The sequence below is a fragment of the Peribacillus sp. S4 genome, assembly GCF_046715815.1.
GTDB classification, from domain to species: Bacteria; Bacillota; Bacilli; order Bacillales; family DSM-1321; genus Peribacillus; species Peribacillus frigoritolerans.
The window spans coordinates 446068-472013 of sequence record NZ_CP175708.1 but is presented as its reverse complement, the minus strand read 5'-3'; the positions used below and the strand labels follow the sequence as shown (position 1 = coordinate 472013).

Here is a 25946-nt window from a genome sequence, read left to right as displayed (position 1 = left end):
CCTCAATTTCATGGGTATCAAAATGAGACGTCTCCTACTAAACCAGGTTCATCCGGAATAATATTGATCCAAGTTTTCCCTGGAACCAACCCTACCTCTTTATCGTTTTTCACTGGTGTAATACGACCATCCTTATTCACCCATTCTACTTCATTCGCTTTTCCTTTTTGAAGTAAATAACCATTTCCGCCACTTTTCAAGTCGATTTTCCGACGCCCTTTGTCGTCGATCACTTGATGAGCAGCCTCAATGATCAATATATTATCCAGTAAAATAGGTTTATTCGATTTATGCTCGACTGTTTGCTCTCCATTCGAATAACGTTTATATTTCTCTTCCGTGGCTTCGTATTCATACTGTACATCATACTCGTCTGATCCGTAGGAAACCTCGGTTTTCAATGCCGATTCCCCTTGAAGTCCAGCTGCCTCTTCTTTTGTAAGGAAAGCATAAGGCTTCGGTGCACCATTCAACTCATAACCCTTTTCCTTTGCACCTTTTTCGATATCCTCAAAGGAGGTGTAGGAATTATGCGGTGCTTTTCGATCTGCCGAACGTTGAAACAAAGTACCATCATAATATAATCCGTTCAAGTTATCAATATACCCTCTGTCCAGCATGGTCTTTGCCTCGGGGCTATACCCATGACAGACATAGATGCAATCAAGGCCTTTAGCCAATTCGATATAATAGTCCCTTGCACTCCGAATCGGACCGATTTGACTAGGCATTTCACTTTGGAAGATAGCTAAAAATCTGGTTATGTCACCTTCTGCGAGCATTTCGTAAACCATATCGGCTTCTGAGAGGCCCGATTGCGGGCGTGCTTCCGGATGATTATTAATCATCACTGCTGCAGCCCTTCGCTCACTGCCTGCTTCGGTGGCCATACCTGTAAGTGGAAACTCATTGGAAGGTTCATTTTTCACATCTGTATTTTTGATGACAGCTTGGTCTTTCGGCTTACCGTCATCCGATGCAGGATCCTCTTTCGTCGAACAGCCTGCCAGCAGTAAAATAGCAATAACGATGAAAAGAACTCTCTTAAATTTCATCTTTCCACTCCTCTGATTTATTAGCCATTTCTTCTCTTATATTTTAACGCATTATAGTGGGAAAGAGTATAGTTTTATTCATTACATCATATACTCCTCGCTGGGTCAGCCTTATATATGGCAGATGGGTTGTCGAAAAGAATGAAAGGGTATACACAGGATCGGCGAAGCGATAACCTCTTTCCCGCAGCAAATGTTTCAATTCATTTTCTTCTTTTATCAATTCAGGAACCTCCTTGGTCGACATGACTCCCTTTAATTTCAGAGGAAGTTCATGAATCACCTTGCCTTGTTCCGTCAAAATGATTCCACCGCCAATTTCCTTCAGCCGGTTAAATGCCAAATGCATATCCTTTTTCCTTTTACCGATCAGTATGATATCACCTGTATTTGTATAAGAGCCAGCAAAGCCACACAATTTGTCCGCAAACCCTTTTAATATCGTATTGATGCGCCATTTCCCTTCCCGGTCGATTAGCATGAAAAAGCATTCATCATCCTCAAAGTTCAGTTCTTCATGCCCAACATCATTGGCAAGGGAGTATGGTTTCGTAATTACATTATTAACCAGTTCTATCCCGAACGGCATGGAAAATTCAAAATCCTCCTTTAAACTGAGATCCCAATCAAGATCGAGCGGTTTAAAATCGAAATCACTCCATTCGATTTCCTGTTTATCCGGAATGATCTCACCATCCCTTTTCACCCATTTCCCTTTCGCCATTACCGAAACCGGTGCGGGTTCCTTTACATCGGTCAGGAAGTTGATGTTCGCCACCCTCCCTGTGGCAATATTGCCATGAAGGTATTCAATGTTATAATACCGTGCGATGTTGATGGTCGCCATATTGTAGGCATCGATGACCGGAACGCCATGCTCTATCGCTATTTTGATCAAGCAGTCTATGAAACCACCTTCATAAAAGGACGGAGGTGATCCATCTGTCGTATAAAAGAATTTGTCATAATGATCAATGCCCAGTTCATGGATTTCCTGTATCAGCTTTGGGAAATCCGGACGGATCGAAGAATGTCTTAACGATACATAATAGCCCTGCAGCAAGCGTGACATGACTTCATCACCTGTCATTGCCTCATGATCACAATCGGCGCCAAACAAGGTCATTTTTGCTAAAGTCTTCTCTGAAGCACCTGGAAAGTGTCCTTCTATTTTCTTCCTCATTCGCTTGGCTTCCTGAATCCAGTGCAACATCATGTCATCCCCATCGAGAAGCTTCGGCCATCCAGTTAGTTCCCCGCCCTGTAATACGGCGTCATGCTCCAGCCATGATTTGACGGCTCCATGGGAAAAGACCATATCTTCATCGATCAATTCCGTTTGTCCGTCAAAACGGCTCCACCAATACATTGTTACAGGAATGTTACGTAATTCTTTCAAAAGAGAAAACGCTTTCTTTTTATCTAACTGCAATAGAAACGGCAAGTTATCATTGATCAATGTCGTTGTGCCAAAATGAGATGCATAACGTGAAAAAGAAAGGGGATTATATAATTGAGAAGGGTGTGAATGCGGCTCAATATAACCCGGAACCAAGTACTGGTTTGTACAGTCGACCATTTCACAGCGGTCTATATTATCAGGAAGCTTATCACCAACATATATGATGCGATCTTCATATATCCATATATTCGCTTTTACCCATTTTCGTAAAGCCTGATTTAAATAAGTCGTATTTTTTAGCAGAATGTGTGGTGCCCTATTGCCATCCAGCACATCTATATGTTCTCTTAGATGTTTATTTTTCCATCTATAGCGCTGTTCAAGCATAAACATTCCCCCATAAGTTATTAGAAACAGTGTATGAAAAAAACCATTTTCAATCCAATTTTATTTCATAGTAACATACTTGCCCCATTAGAACAGTAATGTTATCCAGATTATTGTTAAATTTTTGTGAAGGGATGGATTTTATATGAAGTTTAAACAAAATATCAGTATAATAAATGCTTTAATGCGAATTACTTGTGGTTTTACATTTCTAACATGGGCTACGGCTAAAATGGTGAAAAAACCATGGAAAAACCAATCTTATATAATCGTGGCCATGCTTTCTGCCATGAAAATAGGTGAAGGGATCCTCCGTTATTGTCCTGTCGTCGATGCGATGGAAAACGGACAAAACTTGATGACAAAAGAACCAAAACAGGAAAATGAATCGAATCAATCTGATTCATATTAAGTCTTATAGAAGAAGCTGACTCCGCTTAGAGTCAGCTTCTTTATATTATGATGAAAAATTGTATTTTATTGCTCGGTAGCCAATATCCGTTCGCCAAAATAAACCGTCTTTCTCAATATGCCCTAACTCTTTATATACTTCAGCTTGCGCAGAGGCCAAATCTTTCCCTTTTGCAGCAACCAGAAGTACACGTCCGCCATTCGAGATGAAGTTCCCTTCATTATTGAGAGCCGTTCCAGCATGATAAACATGGGCTTTCGGATCAATCTTTTCCAAGCCTTTAATGATAGATCCCTTTTTATATTCCCCTGGATATCCATCAGCTGCGACGACCACTCCGAGCACGGCCTCTTCATGCCATTCAAGTTGTAAATCCTCTCCAGAAAGAACCGCTTCAAGCGTATCTACGAAGTCTGTCTTTAGACGAGGTAAAACGACTTGCGTTTCCGGATCGCCAAAACGGGCATTGAACTCAATGACTTTTGTGCCCTTTTCAGTGGCGATCAACCCGGCATATAATATTCCTGTAAAACTCCGATTCTCAGAAATCATCGCATTTACCGTGGGTTTAAGAATCGTTTCGACTGCAGTCTGGATCATTTCATCGGATATTTGCGGTACCGGTGAATATGCACCCATTCCACCTGTGTTCGGACCCTGATCTCCATCAAAAACCCGCTTATGATCTTGAGCAATGACCATCGGATACACTTTTTCCCCATTAACGAATGCCATCAATGAAAATTCCTCGCCATCAAGGAATTCCTCAATAACGACTTTGGCAGATGCTTCCCCGAACTTTGCTCCGACTAGCATATCATGGATGGCGTCTAACGCCTCTTCCATCGTCATAGCAACTACGACACCTTTTCCTGCTGCCAATCCATCCGCTTTTATGACAATGGGGGCACCCATTTTTTCGATATATGCTTTTGCTGAATCATAATCAGAAAATGTTTCATATTCCGCTGTCGGAATGCTATAGTTCTTCATTAAATCTTTAGCAAAGGATTTACTTCCCTCGATGACAGCAGCACGGCCATTAGGGCCAAATACCTGTAATCCTGCCTCCGCAAAATCATCTGCAAGTCCATTCAACAATGGTGTTTCGGGCCCGATCACCGTTAATGCAACTGCATTATTCTTGGCAAAGGCAACCAATTCCCTGTGATTGTTTTCATCAATTGGAACAAGAGTCGCTACATCTGTCATCCCTGGATTTCCCGGTGCTGCAAAAACGGTCCCAACCCGTTTACTTTCAAATAGTTTGCGGGCTATGGCATGCTCCCTGCCGCCCCGGCCAATTACTAGTACATTCATTATCGCACCTCGTTTTTGATTAATGTTTAAAGTGACGAATTCCTGTAAACACCATTGTAATCCCATATTCATCAGCTTTCTTGATTGAATCCTCATCTTTAACAGATCCACCAGGCTGAATGATTGCCGTGACGCCCGCTTTTGCTGCCGCTTCTACAGTATCATCCATTGGGAAGAATGCATCTGATGCCAATGCACTTCCTGTCGCTCTTTCCCCAGCTTGTTCCAGAGCAATTTTTGCAGCTCCCACACGGTTCATTTGACCTGCGCCAACACCTAATGTCATTTGATCGTTACAAACCACTATTGCATTCGACTTGACATGTTTCACGATTTTCCAGCCAAGTTCCATGGCTTTCCACTCTTCAGGTGTAGGCTCACGTTTCGTTGCCACTTTTACCTCTGCATCCTTTAAGCTATGTGCGTCCCGATCTTGAATAAGCAATCCGCCTTCAATGGATGTCAATTTACGTTCAGGCTTTTTAACCGCGTCAAAATCGATCGTTAATAAACGTAGGTTTTTCTTGCTTGTCAATACTTCCACTGCCTCTTGTGTAAACCCAGGGGCAATGATGATTTCAAGGAAAATTTCATGAAGCTTTTCCGCAGTCGCTTTATCGACTTCACGGTTCAAAGCGATGATCCCACCGAAAATGGAGGTGGCATCTGCCTCATAAGCTTTTTCATATGCTTCCAAAATAGTCGCACCGACGCCGACGCCGCAAGGATTCATATGTTTGACTGCAACTGCAGCAGGCTCATTGAATTCTTTTACTATTTGAAGTGCTGCATCAGCATCATTGATGTTGTTGTATGATAGTTCTTTTCCATGTAATTGCTTCGCTTCTGCAATCGAGAAAACGGAACCAAGCGGTTTTTTATAGAATGCGGCTTTTTGATGTGGATTTTCCCCATAACGAAGCGACTGTTTCAATTCATAGGTAACAGTCAATGATTCAGGATTTTCTTCATCGGCAAGCTCTGTCATATACTCTGAAATAACTGCATCATATGCTGCTGTATGACGGAAAACTTTTGCAGCCAGGCGGCGATTCGTGGTTTTTGTTACCCCGCCGTTTTGTTTCAGCTCAGCCAACACGGTAGGATAATCATTGGAATCAACGATAACAGTCACATATTCGTGGTTTTTAGCAGAAGAACGAAGCATTGTCGGTCCACCGATATCGATGTTTTCAATAGCATCTTCCACAGTGACTTCTGGTTTGGAAATAGTCGCTTGGAATGGATATAGGTTTACACAGACAAGTTGAATGGGTTCAATGTTATGCTCAGCAAGCTGTGCTGCGTGACCTTTGTCATCATGTTTTGCCAACACTGCTCCATGGACATTCGGGTGAAGCGTTTTAACACGTCCATCCAAAATTTCCGGGAAACCGGTGACGTCACTGATTCCAATTACCTCAATACCATTTTCCTGAAGCGTTTTTTTGGTACCGCCTGTAGAAATGATTTCAAAACCTGCTTCAATTAAACCTTGAGCAAATTCTACGATACCTGTTTTATCCGATACACTAATTAATGCGCGTTTCTTCATGTTATGTTGGTCCCTCCATTAAGTAAGTTTCTTGTGGCATAGCTCCTGCAAAACTGATGGGTACAGGTCATGCTCCATTTCCTGTATCCTTTTTTGAAGGATGTCTCTCGTATCCCCTTCAAGAATCGGCACTGTTTTTTGGGCAATGACCGGTCCTGTGTCCATTCCATCATCAACATAATGAACGGTTACCCCCGTTTCCTTCACTCCGGCATCAAAAGCCTGGCCAATTGCATCCTTGCCTGGAAAACTTGGCAGAAGTGAAGGGTGGATGTTCACAATACTCTGTGAATACTTTTGTAATAATGTCGGACCGATCAAACGCATATAACCAGCAAGAATGATGAACTCTATCTCATACTGGCGAAGTTTTTCCAGGATTTCCGATTCATATTCAGTCTTGTTGGAGTAATTCTTTGCTGAAAAGGAGAAAGAGTCAATATTCTCAAGCTTTGCTCTCTCAAGCACATATGCGTCTTCACGATCGCATACGACAAGACAGATTTCCGCCTCCAACTTTCCACTTTTTATTGCTTCAGCAATTGATTGAAAATTACTACCGTTACCTGATGCAAAGACAGCAAGGCGTCTCATTATTTGAACGACACTCCATTTCCATCCACGATCGTTCCAATAATTGAGGCTTCTTCACCGCAAGACTTTAGGTGGGCTAGCACATCCAATGCCACTTCTTTTTTGACGACAGCCGTCATCCCAATACCCATATTGAAGATATTGAACATTTCCTCTTTTACAAGGTTCCCTTTTTCTTCAAGGAATGAAAATATAGTTGGAATTTCCCAGCTTCCAAGCTCGATTTCAACACCGCATCCTTCAGGAAGGATACGCGGAATATTCTCGATGAATCCTCCACCGGTGATATGGGCAAGACCATTAACCTCAAATTTTTCCAACGTCGATAAAACGGACTTCACATAGATTTTCGTCGGTTTTAATAATTCCTCACCCAACTTGCAATCCAGTTCCGGTACGAAGTCATGAAGCCCCATGCCTGAGTCTTCAAGAAGGATTTTACGAACAAGTGAATACCCATTACTGTGGATGCCGCTTGAAGCGAGTCCAATAACGACATCACCAGCCGAAATCGCTTCACCAGTAATAAGACGTGATTTTTCAACGGCACCTACAGTAAAACCTGCCACATCGTATTCTTCCGTCTCATACATGCCCGGCATTTCAGCCGTTTCTCCGCCGATTAAAGCACAGCCCGCCTGCTCACAGCCATCTGCAATCCCTTTGACGATCATTTCAATTCGTTCAGGGTCTGCTTTACCGCAGGCAATATAATCTAAAAAGTATAAAGGTGCAGCACCTTGAACGACAACATCATTGACGCACATAGCTACACAATCCACTCCAATTGTATCGTGTTTATCCATCATGAACGCTAACAAAAGTTTTGTTCCCACTCCATCCGTACCAGAAATGAGCACAGGTTCTTTAAGGTTCAAGGAAGATAAATCAAACATGCCGCCGAAACCGCCCAGACCATTCATTACTTCTGGACGAAATGTGCGCTTTACATGTTTTTTCATTCGATTTACCGCTTCATAACCAGCCTCAATATCCACACCAGCCTGTTTATATGCATTAGCCATTTGAAATCCTCCTCCGAAAATCAATCATCATTGCCGACTTGATTAACATTTTGTTTTTTCTCGTTCGTATTCAAAAATTTCAGTCGGATAATTTCCGGTGAAACAAGCTAGGCATGAACCGCGCGTTTCTCCAGGAAACGGTCGTCCAATTGCTTCGACCATACCTTCGACACTTAGAAAAGTTAAGGAATCAGCTTCAATGATTTCCCTTATTTCCTCCACAGATTTTGAGCTTGCAATCAGTTCTTCCTTTTTAGACGTGTCTATGCCATAAAAACATGGATTCTTGATCGGTGGTGAGCTGATTACTACATGCACTTCTTTCGCTCCGGCATCTTTTAACATGCGGACAATCCTTCTGCTCGTTGTCCCGCGGACGATTGAATCATCAACCATTATGACCCGCTTGCCTTCCACTACCCCTCTTACAGGTGATAGTTTCATCTTTACGCCTTGTTCACGCAGACTTTGTGATGGCTGAATGAAAGTCCGTCCAACATAACGATTCTTTATTAAGCCCATTTCATAAGGAATGCCCGCAGCTTCAGCATAGCCAATCGCTGCCGAGATGCTGGAATCAGGTACACCTGTAACTACGTCTGCTTCAATTTTGGTTTCGAGTGCCATTTGCTTACCAAGGTTTTTCCGTGCCGTATGAACATTGATACCATCAATGTTGCTATCCGGACGGGAAAAATACACGTACTCCATCGTGCACATTGCCTGTTGGCTGGAAAGCGAAAAGTATTCGGATGTGATTCCCTCATCATTTATGACAACGAGTTCACCCGGCTCAATATCCCGGATGAATTCTGCACCTACAATATCAAGTGCACATGTTTCAGATGCAGCGAAATATGCATCGCCTATTTTCCCCAAGGAAAGTGGACGGAAGCCATGCGGATCTCTTGCCATGATCATTTGGGTTTCGGTCATGATGACAAAGGCATAGGCTCCCTTCAGCATACTTAAACTGTTCTTCACAGAATCTCTTACATCCGAGTAGCCGGAGCGTTTAATCAGATGGGCCAGAACTTCCGTATCAGAGGTCGTTTGAAAAATGCTTCCTTGTCCTTCAAGCTGTGCTTTTAATTGATGGGCATTGACGATATTCCCATTATGAGCAAGGGCCAGCCCTCCTGTATGAGAATTGAACAGGAAAGGCTGAACATTTTGATACCCGCCGCCGCCTGCCGTTGTATAACGGACATGGCCTATTGCCGCTTTACCGCTACCGGAAAGTGCCTGCATTTTTTCCGCAGTGAATATCTCTGTGACAAGTCCTTCGCCCTTAGAGATGGACATCTGCTCACCATCCGTCACGACGATGCCCGCTCCCTCTTGACCACGATGTTGCAAGCTATGCAAACCGTAGTAAGCAAGCTGCGCTGCATCGGGATGTCCCCAGACTCCAACAACACCACACTCTTCGTTTAGGCTTCTTATTTCAGCAAGCATGGTATGGCTCCCTTCCAAGCTGTTTGTAAATCTTCAACGTCCGCTTCCAATACTTTGCTATCACTTGTTGCCACGACTAATTTATTATCAGCCGTTACTGAGCCTATGCAAATCGCATCTTCAACAAGAGCTTCAAATGACGCTTGATTTTCAGGATTGATGGACAGTAAGAATCGTGATTGCGTTTCACTGAATAATTCAGATACAGGTTCCCCGGATATATTCACTTTTGCCCCTAGTTTGCTTGCCCCGAATAAAGATTCAGCTAAAGCCACTGCCAAACCGCCTTCCGAAAGGTCATGGGCTGATGCAACAAGTCCTTTTTGGATTGCTGTCAGAATTTGCTGCTGACGTTTTTGTTCAAGGTCCAAATCAAGTTCTGGAGCGCGTCCAAAGATTTTACCCTCGAGCATTTTCTGTAATTCACTGCCTCCGAATTCCACTTTCGCTTCGCCAACCACGTAAATCAAATCGGATTCATTTTTAAATGTTTGTGTTGTTATGTGCTTAAGGTCATTGACTAGACCAACCATTCCAACTACAGGCGTCGGATAAATCGCTTCACCATTCGTTTCATTATAAAGGGAAACATTTCCGCCGATTACAGGAGTACTTAAGCTTCTGCAAGCTTCACTCATACCGTCTGCCGCTTTTTCCAGTTGCCAGAATATTTCTGGTTTTTCTGGATTCCCAAAATTCAAGCAATCCGTAATCGCTAAAGGTTCCGCACCCGAGCAAATGATGTTACGGGCTGCTTCAGCCACAGCGATTTTGCCGCCTGTTTCAGGATCTAAATAAATAAAGCGGGAGTTACAATCCGTCGTCATGGCAAGGGCTTTATTCGTACCACGTACACGCACTACCGCTGCATCCGATCCAGGTGAGACGACTGTATTCGTGCGGACCATGTAATCATACTGGTCGTAGACCCATTCCTTACTCGAAATTGTCGGTTGCTTCAATAGGGATACCAATGTTTCTTTATAATCTTCAATGACTGGCACTTCTGCCGTCATGCTTTGGAAGTCACGGAAATATTGCGGCTCTGCAGATGGCTTGTGATAAATAGGAGCTTCTTCAGCCAATGCATCAACCGGAACCTCGGCAACGATTTCACCTTGATGGGAAAGTGTTAGATTTTTATCATCCGTTACTTCACCAACAGCAACCGCTTCTAGGTCATATTTCGTAAACAAGTCGACGATTTCCTGTTCGCGTCCTTTAGTGACAACGATCAGCATCCGCTCTTGTGATTCAGAAAGCATCATTTCATATGCTGTCATTCCCGTTTCACGCTGCGGTACCAAATCCAGGTTCATTTTTATTCCTGAGCCAGCTTTACTCGCCATCTCGGCAGATGAGCTTGTAAGACCTGCTGCTCCCATATCCTGAATGCCAACAAGGGCATCATTTTGAATCAATTCAAGGCATGCTTCCAAAAGCAGTTTCTCCATGAATGGATCGCCTACTTGTACGGCAGGCCGTTTCTCTTCCGAAGACTCTGATAGCTCTTCAGATGCAAATGTTGCTCCATGAATGCCATCACGTCCAGTTTTGGCACCCACATACATCACTGTGTTGCCCACTCCATGCGCTTGGCCTTTTTTTATGTCCTTATGATCGATCAAACCGACACACATTGCATTGACAAGAGGATTTCCTTCATACGATGGATCAAATTGAATTTCTCCGCCGACAGTTGGAATTCCGATACAATTCCCGTATCCTGCAATCCCTGCAACCACTTCTTTAAATAAATATTTCACGCGATCATTGTCTAGCTCACCGAAGCGAAGTGAGTTCAACATCGCGATCGGACGGGCTCCCATGGAGAAAACATCACGGATAATTCCGCCGACACCGGTAGCAGCACCTTGATAAGGCTCTATTGCCGAAGGGTGGTTATGACTTTCAATTTTAAAAACGACAGCCTGATCGTCACCGATATCAACGATACCTGCTCCTTCACCAGGACCTTGCAGCACTTTCTCCCCTGTAATCGGGAATTTCCTTAAGATGGGTTTTGAATTTTTGTAGGAACAATGCTCTGACCACATAACCGAAAACAAACCAGTTTCCGTATAATTCGGCAGTCTGCCTAAGATTTTCTCCACCATTGCAAATTCATCATCGGATAGTCCCATTGTTGCGTACAATCGATCCGATTTAATTTTTTCCGGACTTGGTTCAAGCTGTAATAACATGTGATTCCCTCCAGTTTTTTACGATGGATTGAAAAATCTTTAAGCCGTCTTTACTGCCAAGCAGCGAATCAACAGCACGTTCGGGATGAGGCATCATTCCGAGGACATTTCCTTGTTCATTTGTAATTCCCGCTATTTGCTCCAAGCTTCCGTTTGGATTTTCACCATCATACGTGAACAAGATGCGGTTATTTTGTTTTAATTCAGCCAATGTTTCATCATCGCAGTAGTAATTCCCTTCACCATGTGCCACAGGGATCGTAATCGTTTCATTTAATTCATATCCTGTCGTGAACATCGATTGGTTATTTTCAACCTTCAGTCCTACATTGCGGCAAATGAATTTCAAGCCTTCATTACGGCGCATCGCTCCAGGTAAAAGTCCTGCTTCAAGTAAAATCTGAAAACCATTGCAGACACCCAAGACAGGCTTTCCTGCTTGTGCCGCTTTTACGACTTCAGCCATTACATTCGAAAAGCGTGCAATTGCTCCAGAGCGTAAATAGTCTCCATAAGAGAAACCTCCAGGAAGGAGAATCCCATCATACTGATCTAGATTGTCTGTAGAGTGCCAAACATACTCCACTTCTTCCCCCAGTGCATCCTTTATCGCATGGTACATATCGACATCACAATTGGAGCCAGGGAAAACTATGACAGCAAATTTCATTGGGTGATAACCTCCTCAACATCATAACGGTAAGCTTCAATTACCGTATTGGCCAATAGTTTTTCACACATTTCCTTCACAAGTTGATCTAAATCACGATCCGTATCCTTAATTGTAAGTTCAATGTATTTCCCCACTCGAACATCACTAACTTCGTTATATGTCAAGCTATGAAGTGATTGTTGCACTGCTGCTCCCTGTGGATCTAATACACTTTCGCGTAGTGTGATATATACCTTAACCTTATACATGTTGAGTGCCCTCCAACTTTGCTAGTATTTTTTCGTAAGCATCTGTTAAACTTCCTAAATCACGGCGGAATACATCTTTGTCTAATTTTTCGTTCGTGTTAATATCCCATAATCGGCAGGTATCAGGTGAAATTTCATCTGCCAGCAGAATGTCTCCATTCGGGGTTTTGCCGAACTCTAATTTAAAATCAATCAATTTAATGTCCAACTCTTTAAAGAAAGACGTTAAGACGATACTGATTTCTTGTGCCTTTTCTTTTAAAATCGCTACATCTTCCTTGCTTGCAAGTTCCAATTCTTCAATATGGTCTTCCGTTAACAGAGGATCGCCGAGCTCGTCGTCTTTATAGTAAAACTCAATCAGCGTTTTCTTGAGCGGCTGGCCTTCTTCAATGCCAGTCCTTTTAGAAAAACTGCCGGCAGCCGTATTTCTGACAACGACTTCTAGCGGAATGATGGATACCCTTTTGACTAGCTGCTCCCGTTCGGAAAGCATTTCAATAAAATGAGACGGGATATTCTCTTGGGCAAGCTTTGAAAATAGTAAGCTAGTAATTTGATTATTCAACTTGCCTTTTCCGGCAATCTCTGACTTCTTCTCACCATTGAATGCCGTTGCCGAATCCTTGTATTCCACCCATACTATTTCACTGTTGTCCGTTGCAAAAATCTGTTTCGCTTTTCCTTCATACAACAATTCTCGTTTTTCCATCTGTCCAGACCCCCACATTGTGAATATTATGAATCTTCCTGCCATTGATCAGGCTTGGCAAACATATCACCATTAAAGGTGCCATGTTTGCCGCCTTCACTTTTATAAACCTAAACGATCAAAGATTACATCAACATTTTTCAGGTGATGTGTAGGATCGAAACAATCATCAAGTTCTTCTTTCGTAAGCAAGCTTGTGATTTTATCATCCTTTTCGATCAGGCTTCTGAATGGAACCTGAAGCTCCCATGCTTCCATCGCTTTCGGCTGAACCGTATCATAAGCTTCTTCACGGACAAGTCCTTTATCGATAAGGGATAGCAGCACACGTTGTGAGAAAATCAATCCCAGCGTACGGTCCATATTGCGTTTCATATTTTCTGGATAAACGGTCAAGTTCTTCACTATGTTGCTGAAACGGTTCAGCATATAGTTTAATGCGATCGTTGCATCCGGCAAGATGATGCGCTCAGCAGAAGAATGCGAAATGTCGCGCTCATGCCATAATGGCACATTCTCATATGCTGTCATCATGTAACCGCGGATTACACGAGCCATACCCGTCATATTTTCAGAACCGATTGGATTCCGTTTATGAGGCATTGCAGAAGATCCTTTTTGTCCTTTTGCAAAGAATTCTTCCACTTCGCGTGTTTCACTTTTTTGCAAGCCGCGAATTTCCACTGCAAACTTTTCAATAGATGTCGCAATTAAAGCCAATGTACTCATATAATGTGCATGGCGATCGCGTTGCAATGTTTGTGTTGAGATTGGCGCTGCTTCAAGGCCAAGCTTTTCACAAACGAATTTTTCAACGAACGGGTCGATGTTTGCGTAAGTTCCGACAGCCCCAGAGATTTTCCCAACCTCTATGTTCTTTCTTGCTTCTTCAAAACGTTCGACATTGCGTTTCATTTCTTGATACCAAAGTGCCAGTTTCAACCCAAATGTGGTCGGTTCCGCATGAACTCCATGTGTACGTCCCATTTGAACCGTGTATTTATGTTCTTTCGCTTTGTTTTTCAGGATCTCCACGAAGTTATTTAAATCCTTGGCAAGGATCTCATTCGCCTGCTTTATCACATATGAAAGAGCTGTATCCACCACATCAGTGGAAGTCAGTCCGTAATGGACCCATTTCCGTTCTTCACCCAACGTTTCGGAAACCGCACGTGTAAAAGCAACAACATCATGGCGTGTATCTTTTTCGATTTCATTGATACGGTCGACATCGAATGTAGCATTTTCGCGAAGAAGCTTCACATCTTCTTTTGGAATGACACCTAGCTCTGACCATGCTTCACAAGCTAAGATTTCAACTTCCAACCACGCATTAAAGCGGTTCTTTTCTGTCCAAATGTTTCCCATCTCTGGGCGGGTATAACGTTCAATCATTTTACTTCCTCCGTTTCAACCTGTTGATTCCATATTTTGCTTCGATCACTTTCCAAAAGAGCTTCCTCAATCGTTGGACGTAAAATATTCACATGACCCATTTTCCGCTTAAGCTTGGCTTCTTTCTTACCGTAAAGGTGAACCTTCCAATCTGAAAGCGTCGGAATTTCATCCAACAAGGGTTCGATATGCTCACCAAGGATGTTTATCATTACCACGGGCTTCAATAACGCCGTATTTCCGAGAGGCCAATTGCAGACAGCCCTTATATGCTGTTCAAACTGTGAAGTCTCACATGCCTCCATTGTATAATGGCCTGAGTTATGTGGTCTTGGCGCTAATTCATTAATGATGATATCATCCTGAGCGGTTAAAAACATCTCGACTGCCAATGTCCCCACCAAATCAAGTTTCTCTGCAAGCTGCAAAGCTTCATCAATAGCTTTCCGTTCAGCTTGGATACTGATACGGGCCGGAACAATGCTTTTATGAAGAATGTTTTCAATATGAATGTTTTCCGCAATCGGAAAATGACTTGTCTCGCCATCAGCCTTACGCGTCACGATGATGGATATTTCTTTCACGAAAGGAATCCAGGCTTCCAGCACACATATACCTGTTTTGAGCAGGGATTCAGCCTTTTTGATATCGGCTTCTTCCTTAATGACCAACTGCCCTTTTCCATCATAACCGCCCCGCGTCGTTTTTAACACACTAGGGTACCCTAATTTCTCTATATGAAGGTAAATTTCTGAAATATCCTGTATTTCGTGATATGGAGCAACGGAAGCTCCTGCATCGGATATGGCTTTTTTTTCTGTCAATCTATCCTGTGTCAACTTTAATAATTCTGAGCCCTGTGGAAGAAATGCATGTTGCTTTAACCAATCCAAGGCTTCCGAACTGATATTTTCAAACTCGTATGTTATGACATCACTGACTTCAGCTAACCTTTTCAATGCTTCGATATCATCATAAGCACCAATGATTTCAATATCCGCCACTTGAGCACATGGGCCTTCTGCAGTCGGCTCAAGGACCGCTATCTTAAAGCCCGATGCCTTAGCTGACAAGGCCATCATCCTGCCCAATTGCCCACCGCCGATAATTCCAATGGTCTGTCCCGGTAATATGATTGTATTATTTAAGTTGTTCACTGCTCTGTAACACCTTTTCTCTGGTTTCGTCTCGTAAAGCCTCTAGCCTATCAGCAATGTCAGAATTAAAAGCCGCTAACATTTGAGCCGCTAACAAACCGGCATTGACTGCGCCGGCTTTTCCGATTGCAACCGTTGCAACCGGTACACCACCAGGCATTTGAACAATCGATAATAACGAATCCATCCCATTTAATGCCTTCGACTGTATTGGCACGCCAATCACAGGGACAATCGTTTTAGCGGCGGTCATACCTGGTAGATGTGCAGCCCCGCCTGCTCCGGCAATAATCACTTTAATATCTCTATCTTTTGCACTCTCTGCATATTCAAATAATAAATCCGGCGTCCGGTGGGCGGAAACGACTCTTTTTTCATAGGGGATCTCAAGCTGTTCCAATGATTCACAAGCGTACTTCATCGTTTCCCAATCCGAGACACTACCCATAATAACCCCAACTTGCGGTTTCATATCATCTTTCCCTCCAACACTCATATTATGGCGTCCCGAGTATGCAGACAGACGCTTATCATTTATCTATAATTCATTGTAAATTAAAAAACCGGACAGGTTGCTTCCTCATAGAGAAAGCAACCTGTCCGGAAAAGAAAGCCCTTTTGGAAATACAAAAAGACTTGGCTAGTTTCCGAAATAGTCAGATGCTTTTCTCATAGTCCGATGATTTACGGTCATCAGGTAGAAACTTTTGGGCCATATCCCCATGATTATATGAGATGTATTAATGTAACTTCATCTTACCTTCCGGCCATTTTAATGTCAAGTTAAAATCGAATATTTTTACATGATATTAATTAATCGTTCGTGTTTTACTCAATTAGCTTTGCTTCGAATACAATTTTTCGATTAACTGGCACATAATGGACTTTGCCATTCTCAATTCTCTCGGCAAAGATAGGCTCTTCCGTTCGCCTTACGGGAAAGTAACCTGCCGCTTTAATTCGATCTAAACATGCATCGATCGTCTCGCCCTCGATAACTTCAAACTTTTCCTTACTCTTCTTACTCACAATACCGATCCCTTCATGGTTCTATATTTGTCAGCCTTCTTCCTTGCCCATCCAACTTGCATATTATCAATTAAATTCTTCCTAGTATAATGAAAAGAATAAGTAAAGACAAGAATGCATGTAAATAAAATCGATTACTTTATAATGGTAATTCCATAATACCTCAGAATATGATGCCCCTGTCTTCCGTAAAAACATCAACACTCATATACTGTACATCTCCTTCAATATCCTGCCCTTCTCCCCCCTGAATTACAATCGCTTGATTCATGAAATTCTCTCTGCTCCCATGAATTATTTCAATTCAAGTTTAGGACGAATAAATAAGCCAGCTGTTGGAATTAATTAGCCTGCAGGTTGATTTATCTGTTAATTCACGTCACTCCTCCCTGAAACTGAAAAATATCACAATACAAAAAAGACCAGCCGGATGGCTGATCTTTTTAAATGGCTTGGCGGCGTCCTACTCTCACAGGGGGAGACCCCCAACTACCATCGGCGCTGAAGAGCTTAACTGCCGTGTTCGGAATGGGAACGGGTGTGACCTCTTCGCTATCGCCACCAAACATAAAAGGAACGTTGTTCCTTCAAAACTAGATAATAAGAAGGTATTTCATTTTTTAAAAAGCGTTGGTTAAGTCCTCGATCTATTAGTATCAGTCAGCTCCACATGTCACCATGCTTCCACCTCTGACCTATCAACCTGATCATCTTTCAGGGATCTTACTAGCTTGCGCCATGGGAAATCTCATCTTGAGGGGGGCTTCATGCTTAGATGCTTTCAGCACTTATCCCGTCCGCACGTAGCTACCCAGCTATGCCTTTGGCAAGACAACTGGTACACCAGCGGTGCGTCCATCCCGGTCCTCTCGTACTAAGGACAGCTCCTCTCAAATTTCCTGCGCCCGCGACGGATAGGGACCGAACTGTCTCACGACGTTCTGAACCCAGCTCGCGTACCGCTTTAATGGGCGAACAGCCCAACCCTTGGGACCGACTACAGCCCCAGGATGCGATGAGCCGACATCGAGGTGCCAAACCTCCCCGTCGATGTGGACTCTTGGGGGAGATAAGCCTGTTATCCCCGGGGTAGCTTTTATCCGTTGAGCGATGGCCCTTCCATGCGGAACCACCGGATCACTAAGCCCGACTTTCGTCCCTGCTCGACTTGTAGGTCTCGCAGTCAAGCTCCCTTGTGCCTTTACACTCTACGAATGATTTCCAACCATTCTGAGGGAACCTTTGGGCGCCTCCGTTACTCTTTAGGAGGCGACCGCCCCAGTCAAACTGCCCACCTGACACTGTCTCCCACCCCGATAAGGGGCGCGGGTTAGAATTTCAATACAGCCAGGGTAGTATCCCACCAACGCCTCCACCGAAGCTGGCGCTCCGGCTTCTCAGGCTCCTACCTATCCTGTACAAGCTGTACCAAAATTCAATATCAGGCTGCAGTAAAGCTCCACGGGGTCTTTCCGTCCTGTCGCGGGTAACCTGCATCTTCACAGGTACTATAATTTCACCGAGTCTCTCGTTGAGACAGTGCCCAGATCGTTACACCTTTCGTGCGGGTCGGAACTTACCCGACAAGGAATTTCGCTACCTTAGGACCGTTATAGTTACGGCCGCCGTTTACTGGGGCTTCGGTTCAAAGCTTCGCTTGCGCTAACCTCTCCCCTTAACCTTCCAGCACCGGGCAGGTGTCAGCCCCTATACTTCGCCTTGCGGCTTCGCAGAGACCTGTGTTTTTGCTAAACAGTCGCCTGGGCCTATTCACTGCGGCTTTTCTGGGCTATTCACCCTAAAAAGCACCCCTTCTCCCGAAGTTACGGGGTCATTTTGCCGAGTTCCTTAACGAGAGTTCTCTCGCACACCTTAGGATTCTCTCCTCGCCTACCTGTGTCGGTTTGCGGTACGGGCACCTTACATCTCACTAGAGGCTTTTCTTGGCAGCGTGGAATCAGGAACTTCGGTACTATATTTCCCTCGCCATCACAGCTCCGCCTTAATGGAAACGGGATTTGCCTCGTTTCCGGCCTAACTGCTTGGACGCGCATATCCAACAGCGCGCTTACCCTATCCTTCTGCGTCCCCCCATCGTTCAAACGATGTATAGGTGGTACAGGAATATCAACCTGTTGTCCATCGCCTACGCCTTTCGGCCTCGGCTTAGGTCCCGACTAACCCTGAGCGGACGAGCCTTCCTCAGGAAACCTTAGGCATTCGGTGGAAGGGATTCTCACCCTTCTTTCGCTACTCATACCGGCATTCTCACTTCTAAGCGCTCCACCAGTCCTTCCGGTCTGACTTCAACGCCCTTAGAACGCTCTCCTACCATCGACACCATACGGTGTCAATCCACAGCTTCGGTGATACGTTTAGCCCCGGTACATTTTCGGCGCGGAGTCACTCGACCAGTGAGCTATTACGCACTCTTTAAATGGTGGCTGCTTCTAAGCCAACATCCTGGTTGTCTAAGCAACTCCACATCCTTTTCCACTTAACGTATACTTTGGGACCTTAGCTGGTGGTCTGGGCTGTTTCCCTTTCGACTACGGATCTTATCACTCGCAGTCTGACTCCCAAGAATAAGTATTTGGCATTCGGAGTTTGACTGAATTCGGTAACCCGTTGGGGGCCCCTAGTCCAATCAGTGCTCTACCTCCAATACTCTCATCTTGAGGCTAGCCCTAAAGCTATTTCGGAGAGAACCAGCTATCTCCAGGTTCGATTGGAATTTCTCCGCTACCCACACCTCATCCCCGCACTTTTCAACGTGCGTGGGTTCGGGCCTCCATTCAGTGTTACCTGAACTTCACCCTGGACATGGGTAGATCACCTGGTTTCGGGTCTACGACCTCATACTCATTCGCCCTATTCAGACTCGCTTTCGCTGCGGCTCCGTCTCATCAACTTAACCTCGCATGAAATCGTAACTCGCCGGTTCATTCTACAAAAGGCACGCCATTACCCATTAACGGGCTTTGACTACTTGTAGGCACACGGTTTCAGGATCTATTTCACTCCCCTTCCGGGGTGCTTTTCACCTTTCCCTCACGGTACTGGTTCACTATCGGTCACTAGGGAGTATTTAGCCTTGGGAGATGGTCCTCCCTGCTTCCGACGGGATTTCTCGTGTCCCGCCGTACTCAGGATCCACTCAGGAGGGAACGAAGTTTCAACTACAGGGTTTTTACCTTCTTCGACGGACCTTTCCAGGTCGCTTCATTTACCCCGTTCCTTTGTAACTCCATGTTGAGTGTCCTACAACCCCAAGAGGCAAGCCTCTTGGTTTGGGCTAATTCCGTTTCGCTCGCCGCTACTCAGGAAATCGCGTTTGCTTTCTCTTCCTCCGGGTACTTAGATGTTTCAGTTCCCCGGGTCTGCCTTCAGTACCCTATGTATTCAGGTAAAGATACTGTTCCATTACGAACAGTGGGTTTCCCCATTCGGAAATCTCCGGATCAAAGCTTACTTACAGCTCCCCGAAGCATATCGGTGTTAGTCCCGTCCTTCATCGGCTCCTAGTGCCAAGGCATCCACCGTGCGCCCTTTCTAACTTAACCGTTAAAAAAGATCTTACAGATGCTTTGAAAAAAATTAATTGCCTTCTATCTATTATCTAGTTTTCAAGGAACAAAGCAGAAAGAATCCATCACATCGTGATGTTTGTCTTTCCTATTTGAATGAATTACTCATTCAAAACTGAACAAAACAAAAGCGCTCTCGTAATTATCCTTAGAAAGGAGGTGATCCAGCCGCACCTTCCGATACGGCTACCTTGTTACGACTTCACCCCAATCATCTGTCCCACCTTAGGCGGCTGGCTCCATGAAGGTTACCTCACCGACTTCGGGTGTTACAAACTCTCGTGGTGTGACGGGCGGTGTGTACAAGGCCCGGGAACGTATTCACCGCGGCATGCTGATCCGCGATTACTAGCGATTCCGGCTTCATGCAGGCGAGTTGCAGCCTGCAATCCGAACTGAGAATGGCTTTATGGGATTCGCTTACCTTCGCAGGTTTGCAGCCCTTTGTACCATCCATTGTAGCACGTGTGTAGCCCAGGTCATAAGGGGCATGATGATTTGACGTCATCCCCACCTTCCTCCGGTTTGTCACCGGCAGTCACCTTAGAGTGCCCAACTGAATGCTGGCAACTAAGATCAAGGGTTGCGCTCGTTGCGGGACTTAACCCAACATCTCACGACACGAGCTGACGACAACCATGCACCACCTGTCACTCTGTCCCCCGAAGGGGAAAGCCCTATCTCTAGGGTTGTCAGAGGATGTCAAGACCTGGTAAGGTTCTTCGCGTTGCTTCGAATTAAACCACATGCTCCACCGCTTGTGCGGGCCCCCGTCAATTCCTTTGAGTTTCAGCCTTGCGGCCGTACTCCCCAGGCGGAGTGCTTAATGCGTTAGCTGCAGCACTAAAGGGCGGAAACCCTCTAACACTTAGCACTCATCGTTTACGGCGTGGACTACCAGGGTATCTAATCCTGTTTGCTCCCCACGCTTTCGCGCCTCAGTGTCAGTTACAGACCAGAAAGTCGCCTTCGCCACTGGTGTTCCTCCAAATCTCTACGCATTTCACCGCTACACTTGGAATTCCACTTTCCTCTTCTGCACTCAAGTTCCCCAGTTTCCAATGACCCTCCACGGTTGAGCCGTGGGCTTTCACATCAGACTTAAGGAACCACCTGCGCGCGCTTTACGCCCAATAATTCCGGACAACGCTTGCCACCTACGTATTACCGCGGCTGCTGGCACGTAGTTAGCCGTGGCTTTCTGGTTAGGTACCGTCAAGGTACCAGCAGTTACTCTGGTACTTGTTCTTCCCTAACAACAGAACTTTACGACCCGAAGGCCTTCTTCGTTCACGCGGCGTTGCTCCGTCAGACTTTCGTCCATTGCGGAAGATTCCCTACTGCTGCCTCCCGTAGGAGTCTGGGCCGTGTCTCAGTCCCAGTGTGGCCGATCACCCTCTCAGGTCGGCTACGCATCGTCGCCTTGGTGAGCCATTACCTCACCAACTAGCTAATGCGCCGCGGGCCCATCTATAAGTGACAGCGTAAACCGTCTTTCCATCTTCTCTCATGCGAGAAAAGAACGTATCCGGTATTAGCTCCGGTTTCCCGAAGTTATCCCAGTCTTATAGGCAGGTTGCCCACGTGTTACTCACCCGTCCGCCGCTAATCTCAGGGAGCAAGCTCCCGTCGATTCGCTCGACTTGCATGTATTAGGCACGCCGCCAGCGTTCGTCCTGAGCCAGGATCAAACTCTCCGAAGAAATGTTTGACTTGCTCATTTGCTTTTTCGATAGTGTGTGCTCACTTAAAATTTAACGTTGGCGCTTTGTTTTGTTCAGTTTTCAAAGAGCAATCTCCACAATCGTTCTTTCGAACGGCTGTTTATTCATCATAACATCTTATTGATTAGTTGTCAACTTCTACGAAGTTTTTAACTCATTTTAAATCGCTGTGTTTTTCAGCGACCATTTCATCTTATCATTTTCACAGTAAGAAGTCAATAGTTATTATTTCTTTCAGCAACCTGCCAAAAGCGATGAAGTTTTGCGTTTGTCTTAGTTGGTGCTTATTTATATTAATCCTTTCCCACCATTAAGTCAACCCATTTCATACATTTTCTTTTCAAATGAATTAATCACTTATATAAGGAATAAATGTGCCTGTCACACCTTGTCTTCCTCTTAAAACATATAATCCAGGAAAATCATTTATCCCAACCATTTGAACTACCGCTTCCCCTTCAACTAAGTAATGCCTTTGGCAAAATCCATAAACCATGCAAGTGATAGGTTATGGCAATAACAACTTAAATATATGAGGAAACGAATAATTAGTTGCAACAATCGAATACTGAAAACGGATTGCTCCTTCCGGGTAAAGTTATTAAACATTAAACCGCTAAAACACAGGGTTCCATTGTCCAAATATTAAAAAACTTTTTTACAATTTTACTTACTTATACTATAATAAATATATTTTAAAAATTTCAGGAAAGACTTTTAATCATTATAAAAAATAGTTGGGAGAGGGATTTATAAATGATTAATAAAAACACATCTTTGAGGATGCAAAGTATCGTTTTTATTGGCTTTATGGGGGTAGGGAAGACGACGATCGGACAGAAGGTAGCCAGGAAATTATATAGGGACTTTATTGATATAGATCAAGAAATTGAAAAGGAATTCAATATGCCCACTACGGAAATCTTCAAGAAGTTTGGGGAAAAAGCTTTTCGCGAAAAAGAAAAAAGTGTGATTGAAAGCCTAAGTCAACAACAATTGAAAATCATTTCAGTTGGAGGCGGGGCCTTTTTACAAGAGGATATACGGAATATCTGTTTAACCAATTGCATTGTCTTTTACCTGGACTTATCTTGGGAATACTGGAAAGAGAGAATAGGCTTGCTTATTGATAGTAGACCTGTTTTACAAAGTCGATCCCTTGAAGAAATCGAAGAACTCTTTTACACGAGACAGGAAATATACTCCTATCATCATTCAAAAGTGAATACCAATGATCTAGATGTTGATGAAGTGGCAGACTTTATAGTCGATTCATTGAAAGTGGCCTGGGATATTTATGAACCGCTTAAGTAAGGCAAACCTTTTTGATATGTAAATCAATGTTCCCAATAAAAGAATAATAGAAAAGATGAAAAGGGCACAGCGGTACCTAACCTCTGTAAACTAATCACCTTTTTATTTTTCTTTTTTAGGAAGACTCTCTAATAATCAGTTCTGGATTCAATATGATTCGCTGTTGTTCCCGTTCTATTTTTTCCATTTGCTGATACAAGAGATTCGCTGCCTCTTTCCCAATACGTCTAGGGAATGAGGAAATGGTCGTTAGCGGAGGATGATAGATTTCTGCGACTGGAACGTTATCGAACCCAACGATATCTATATCTTTTCCAGGAGTAATTCCTTTCATCATTAACCCTTGCATAACACCAAAGGCAATTAAGTCGCTAAAGCAAAAAATTGCGGTAGGCGGATTAGGATTCTCAAGTACTTTCAAAACAGCCTCAAGCCCTCCCTCCCGTGTAGGGGCACTATCTATCACCAACGATTCATCCACTTCCAATCCCGCTCTTGTAAGGGCTTCACGGTATCCCTCCATTCTCTCGATCCAAGTAGACGACTCCTTAATGCCACCAAGAAGCGCAATTCTTTTATGCCCCTTTCCAAGGAGATGATCAACGGCGATCCTGGCTCCTTCTGGATAGTCTATGCCTACATAGTCGCTATTCACTCCAGGCAGTTCCCTGACAGCAAGCACCATCGGCGTGTCAATTTCATTTAACCGTTCAATTGTATCTTGTGAGCTTTCAGAGACAGGACAAAGAATCAGGCCACCCACCCTGTGTTCCATCATGGTTGAAAGGAGATGATCTTGCTTGGCAACCGAGTCAAATGTAGTCCCCAGCAACACTGTATACCCGACCTCATCCAATGCATCGTGAACACCTATTAGGAATTCAGAAAAAAAGGTATTTGATATGTCGGTAATAATGATTCCTACAGTATCAGAACTCTGCGACCTTAGGTTTGCTGCAATTCTATCGTAAACATAACCCAATTCATGCATGGATTTTAGCACCTTTTTTCGCGTCGCTTCCGATATTCGAGGGTTATTGCGAACGATAAGGGAAGCAGTGGATGTTGATACCCCAGCATGTTTTGCTACCTGTTGCAGCGTGACCCGCCCTTTTTTGGATTGTTTCATAGTTCAATCACCATCTTGAATGTATTTTTGATGTACTTATTATTATCATGTTCTTACTATAATAATAATATAGTTACTGTCATTATTACACCCTTGCTTTTGGAACATGGGAATCTCAACGATCATTAATCACGCCAAAACATCTATATCCACTATTCATTAGTCCAAAAAAAAACGCCATCCTAGTTCCGGAAGATGGAGTTTTAAGTAAATCCTTCAATATTTTTAGCCATGGTTAAATATGGTCTGCTGCTGTGTCAATTTCTTATACCGGTAATATACAAAAGCTGCAGCCAGGATTCCTATAGTAGCAATAAAGCAATCAAAAAGAAATATATGCGATATATCCCCACTCTTAGCGATCAAGCCCGTTGCAATTGGTAAAATGACGCTCGCCAAACTGGATGCCGTCGCAACGATCCCTGTTACAGTTCCTTTTTTTCTCCAGAAAAGTTCAGTCATTATTGCAATGGTTAATTGAAAGATCCCAGCTGTCGATGCTCCAAGGAAAAAGGAGCTAATACTTAAGACAATAGGTGAATGAATCGTTAATATAATGATTACCGTAAGTAAAGTAATCATTGGATAAAGCAATATCACCGTCACGGGCTTAATCCATTTGTTTAATAAGATGGATAATAGCAGGACGGAAATAAGTGACCCCACACTATAATAGCTCAATAATTTAATTGCACTTGAAGATTGCATCCCTGCGACTTCCTGCCCGAAACTCGGTAACCAGATTTGCGAAACTGTAAATAACGCAGTTGATGTAAACCCAATTATGATTAGTGCGACTCCTTCGCTCCAAAATTTAGGTTCCGTTATGAACCTGTTACTATGCAAATCCTCTTCTTTACTGAAAGCTTCGGATTTGCTTGGAAATGAAGCGGACATCACCAAAAACATATTCATGAAATAGATGACAGCCGGTACGAAAAATGCAAACCCGTAAAATAATTGGTTCGTAGTAAGAAACAAGATGATGAATGGCAGGATTGTAGCACCAAGCGAACCAAAAGCCTTAACCATAACACTCGCGGAACCAGCAGATTCAGGAAACATTTCAGTTAGCGCCGGATATGTACCAGCATCCATGGCTGAGTTGGAAATTCCCGCAAGTAAGGCAAATACAAAGGCCATTTCATATGAGGGAGAAAATGGAATCCCAATTAAAAAAACGCCCATTATAACCGAAGAGACCATGATTAATGGTTTTCTTCCAAATTTATCTGATAATACTCCCGAGAGACCATACGTGAGTAATCTGCCTATTCCTATTGCTGCAATAAGATAACTAATGCCAGTAGAGTCCGTATCCCATTGTTCTGTTAAAGAGGGCATGTTGGAGGCGAGAATTATATTAACCATCCCCAGCAGAAAATAGTTAATATACATGCCAGATGCCGCTTTAAAATACTGATTTTTCATTATTACACCCCTATAATAAATCACGTTGTGTTTCTCCCATATAACGCCTTCATGCATAATGTAATTACATTGAAGTCTCCCCTTTATGTTATCCATTTACATGAAAACCACTTTTCAAAAAAAAACGCTAAGAAA

The 25946-nt window shown here is 43.7% G+C and carries 19 protein-coding genes, 3 rRNA genes and 1 riboswitch; of the genes, 2 read left to right on the top strand and 20 right to left on the bottom strand.

Annotated features, from left to right (window positions below; all coding sequences use genetic code 11):
* Positions 1-17: 17 nt before the first annotated feature.
* A complete protein-coding gene (locus ACJ9PY_RS02270; protein WP_411739415.1) occupies positions 18-1055 on the bottom strand; it encodes a DUF3048 domain-containing protein in 1038 nt (345 codons plus the stop codon).
* Positions 1056-1098: 43 nt separating this feature from the next.
* A complete protein-coding gene (locus ACJ9PY_RS02265) occupies positions 1099-2844 on the bottom strand; it encodes an adenine deaminase C-terminal domain-containing protein (protein ID WP_063577527.1) in 1746 nt (581 codons plus the stop codon).
* Positions 2845-2989: 145 nt separating this feature from the next.
* Between ACJ9PY_RS02265 and ACJ9PY_RS02260 the strand changes: the two genes are divergently transcribed.
* A complete protein-coding gene (locus tag ACJ9PY_RS02260) occupies positions 2990-3256 on the top strand; it encodes a YgaP-like transmembrane domain (RefSeq protein ID WP_034306101.1) in 267 nt (88 codons plus the stop codon).
* 45 nt (positions 3257-3301) lie between these two features.
* Here the strand turns inward: ACJ9PY_RS02260 and purD are convergent, their stop codons facing one another.
* The 16 genes from purD to ACJ9PY_RS02180 form a co-directional block, all read right to left on the bottom strand.
* Positions 3302-4576, bottom strand: coding sequence for a phosphoribosylamine--glycine ligase (gene purD / locus ACJ9PY_RS02255; protein ID WP_057278489.1), 1275 nt, complete (start codon positions 4574-4576; stop codon positions 3302-3304).
* 19 nt (positions 4577-4595) lie between these two features.
* Positions 4596-6131, bottom strand: coding sequence for a bifunctional phosphoribosylaminoimidazolecarboxamide formyltransferase/IMP cyclohydrolase (gene purH, locus ACJ9PY_RS02250; protein WP_057278488.1), 1536 nt, complete (start codon positions 6129-6131; stop codon positions 4596-4598).
* Positions 6132-6149: 18 nt separating this feature from the next.
* Positions 6150-6725 (bottom strand): phosphoribosylglycinamide formyltransferase, encoded by a 576-nt coding sequence (purN, locus tag ACJ9PY_RS02245; protein ID WP_411739414.1) that lies wholly within the window; start codon positions 6723-6725, stop codon positions 6150-6152.
* Entirely contained in the window at positions 6725-7750 is a 1026-nt protein-coding gene (purM, locus tag ACJ9PY_RS02240) for a phosphoribosylformylglycinamidine cyclo-ligase (RefSeq protein ID WP_063577528.1), read from the bottom strand. Before purM ends, purN begins: the two co-directional genes overlap by 1 nt.
* 42 nt (positions 7751-7792) lie before the next feature.
* Positions 7793-9208: an amidophosphoribosyltransferase gene (gene purF, locus ACJ9PY_RS02235; protein ID WP_048680621.1), complete on the bottom strand. Its 1416-nt coding sequence runs from the start codon at positions 9206-9208 to the stop codon at positions 7793-7795.
* On the bottom strand, positions 9193-11412 hold the full coding sequence (gene purL / locus ACJ9PY_RS02230; protein WP_063577529.1) for a phosphoribosylformylglycinamidine synthase subunit PurL: 2220 nt from the start codon (positions 11410-11412) through the stop codon (positions 9193-9195). The genes purF and purL overlap by 16 nt, the downstream gene beginning before the upstream one ends.
* On the bottom strand, positions 11396-12082 hold the full coding sequence (gene purQ / locus ACJ9PY_RS02225; protein WP_048680628.1) for a phosphoribosylformylglycinamidine synthase subunit PurQ: 687 nt from the start codon (positions 12080-12082) through the stop codon (positions 11396-11398). The genes purL and purQ overlap by 17 nt, the downstream gene beginning before the upstream one ends.
* Complete coding sequence (gene purS, locus ACJ9PY_RS02220; RefSeq protein WP_034306118.1) at positions 12079-12333, bottom strand: phosphoribosylformylglycinamidine synthase subunit PurS; 255 nt, start codon at positions 12331-12333, stop codon at positions 12079-12081. The genes purQ and purS overlap by 4 nt, the downstream gene beginning before the upstream one ends.
* Positions 12326-13045: a phosphoribosylaminoimidazolesuccinocarboxamide synthase gene (purC, locus tag ACJ9PY_RS02215; protein WP_048680630.1), complete on the bottom strand. Its 720-nt coding sequence runs from the start codon at positions 13043-13045 to the stop codon at positions 12326-12328. Before purC ends, purS begins: the two co-directional genes overlap by 8 nt.
* A 102-nt stretch (positions 13046-13147) precedes the next feature.
* Positions 13148-14440, bottom strand: coding sequence for an adenylosuccinate lyase (gene purB / locus ACJ9PY_RS02210; RefSeq protein WP_034306123.1), 1293 nt, complete (start codon positions 14438-14440; stop codon positions 13148-13150).
* The gene (purK, locus tag ACJ9PY_RS02205; RefSeq protein WP_268563978.1) at positions 14437-15597 is read right to left on the bottom strand and encodes a 5-(carboxyamino)imidazole ribonucleotide synthase; all 1161 of its coding nucleotides are present in this window, start codon (positions 15595-15597) and stop codon (positions 14437-14439) included. Before purK ends, purB begins: the two co-directional genes overlap by 4 nt.
* Complete coding sequence (gene purE / locus ACJ9PY_RS02200; RefSeq protein ID WP_283866995.1) at positions 15581-16069, bottom strand: 5-(carboxyamino)imidazole ribonucleotide mutase; 489 nt, start codon at positions 16067-16069, stop codon at positions 15581-15583. The genes purK and purE overlap by 17 nt, the downstream gene beginning before the upstream one ends.
* Before the next feature lie 180 nt (positions 16070-16249).
* A riboswitch (purine riboswitch) is annotated at positions 16250-16351 on the bottom strand.
* 74 nt (positions 16352-16425) lie between these two features.
* Positions 16426-16626, bottom strand: a complete 201-nt coding sequence (locus ACJ9PY_RS02195) for an NETI motif-containing protein (RefSeq protein WP_034306130.1) — start codon at positions 16624-16626, stop codon at positions 16426-16428.
* A 450-nt stretch (positions 16627-17076) separates the two neighbouring features.
* Positions 17077-17192, bottom strand: a 5S ribosomal RNA gene (rrf, locus tag ACJ9PY_RS02190).
* A gap of 64 nt (positions 17193-17256) precedes the next feature.
* Positions 17257-20189: ribosomal RNA gene (locus ACJ9PY_RS02185) — 23S ribosomal RNA — on the bottom strand.
* Positions 20190-20365: 176 nt separating this feature from the next.
* Positions 20366-21916: ribosomal RNA gene (locus ACJ9PY_RS02180) — 16S ribosomal RNA — on the bottom strand.
* Together the 16S, 23S and 5S rRNA genes form the textbook arrangement of a ribosomal RNA operon.
* 777 nt (positions 21917-22693) lie before the next feature.
* On the opposite strand from ACJ9PY_RS02180, the gene ACJ9PY_RS02175 reads away from it, so the two are divergent.
* Positions 22694-23251, top strand: coding sequence for a shikimate kinase (locus ACJ9PY_RS02175; protein WP_057277282.1), 558 nt, complete (start codon positions 22694-22696; stop codon positions 23249-23251).
* A 115-nt stretch (positions 23252-23366) separates the two neighbouring features.
* Here the strand turns inward: ACJ9PY_RS02175 and ACJ9PY_RS02170 are convergent, their stop codons facing one another.
* Together ACJ9PY_RS02170 and ACJ9PY_RS02165 are read right to left on the bottom strand one after the other, a co-directional pair.
* Positions 23367-24380, bottom strand: a complete 1014-nt coding sequence (locus tag ACJ9PY_RS02170; RefSeq protein ID WP_411739413.1) for a LacI family DNA-binding transcriptional regulator — start codon at positions 24378-24380, stop codon at positions 23367-23369.
* 225 nt (positions 24381-24605) lie between these two features.
* Complete coding sequence (locus tag ACJ9PY_RS02165; protein WP_098866439.1) at positions 24606-25811, bottom strand: MFS transporter; 1206 nt, start codon at positions 25809-25811, stop codon at positions 24606-24608.
* Between the last annotated feature and the right edge of the window lie 135 nt (positions 25812-25946).

Excerpts from the sequence above, each read along its gene's own strand:
- ACJ9PY_RS02270 (WP_411739415.1), bottom strand. The coding sequence starts at position 1,055 with ATGAAATTTAAGAGAGTTCTTTTCATCGTTATTGCTATTTTACTGCTG.
- ACJ9PY_RS02265 (WP_063577527.1), bottom strand. The coding sequence starts at position 2,844 with ATGCTTGAACAGCGCTATAGATGGAAAAATAAACATCTAAGAGAACAT.
- ACJ9PY_RS02260 (WP_034306101.1), top strand. The coding sequence starts at position 2,990 with ATGAAGTTTAAACAAAATATCAGTATAATAAATGCTTTAATGCGAATT.
- purD (WP_057278489.1), bottom strand. The coding sequence starts at position 4,576 with ATGAATGTACTAGTAATTGGCCGGGGCGGCAGGGAGCATGCCATAGCC.
- purH (WP_057278488.1), bottom strand. The coding sequence starts at position 6,131 with ATGAAGAAACGCGCATTAATTAGTGTATCGGATAAAACAGGTATCGTA.
- purN (WP_411739414.1), bottom strand. The coding sequence starts at position 6,725 with ATGAGACGCCTTGCTGTCTTTGCATCAGGTAACGGTAGTAATTTTCAA.
- purM (WP_063577528.1), bottom strand. The coding sequence starts at position 7,750 with ATGGCTAATGCATATAAACAGGCTGGTGTGGATATTGAGGCTGGTTAT.
- purF (WP_048680621.1), bottom strand. The coding sequence starts at position 9,208 with ATGCTTGCTGAAATAAGAAGCCTAAACGAAGAGTGTGGTGTTGTTGGA.
- purL (WP_063577529.1), bottom strand. The coding sequence starts at position 11,412 with ATGTTATTACAGCTTGAACCAAGTCCGGAAAAAATTAAATCGGATCGA.
- purQ (WP_048680628.1), bottom strand. The coding sequence starts at position 12,082 with ATGAAATTTGCTGTCATAGTTTTCCCTGGCTCCAATTGTGATGTCGAT.
- purS (WP_034306118.1), bottom strand. The coding sequence starts at position 12,333 with ATGTATAAGGTTAAGGTATATATCACACTACGCGAAAGTGTATTAGAT.
- purC (WP_048680630.1), bottom strand. The coding sequence starts at position 13,045 with ATGGAAAAACGAGAATTGTTGTATGAAGGAAAAGCGAAACAGATTTTT.
- purB (WP_034306123.1), bottom strand. The coding sequence starts at position 14,440 with ATGATTGAACGTTATACCCGCCCAGAGATGGGAAACATTTGGACAGAA.
- purE (WP_283866995.1), bottom strand. The coding sequence starts at position 16,069 with ATGAAACCGCAAGTTGGGGTTATTATGGGTAGTGTCTCGGATTGGGAA.
- ACJ9PY_RS02175 (WP_057277282.1), top strand. The coding sequence starts at position 22,694 with ATGATTAATAAAAACACATCTTTGAGGATGCAAAGTATCGTTTTTATT.
- ACJ9PY_RS02170 (WP_411739413.1), bottom strand. The coding sequence starts at position 24,380 with ATGAAACAATCCAAAAAAGGGCGGGTCACGCTGCAACAGGTAGCAAAA.
- ACJ9PY_RS02165 (WP_098866439.1), bottom strand. The coding sequence starts at position 25,811 with ATGAAAAATCAGTATTTTAAAGCGGCATCTGGCATGTATATTAACTAT.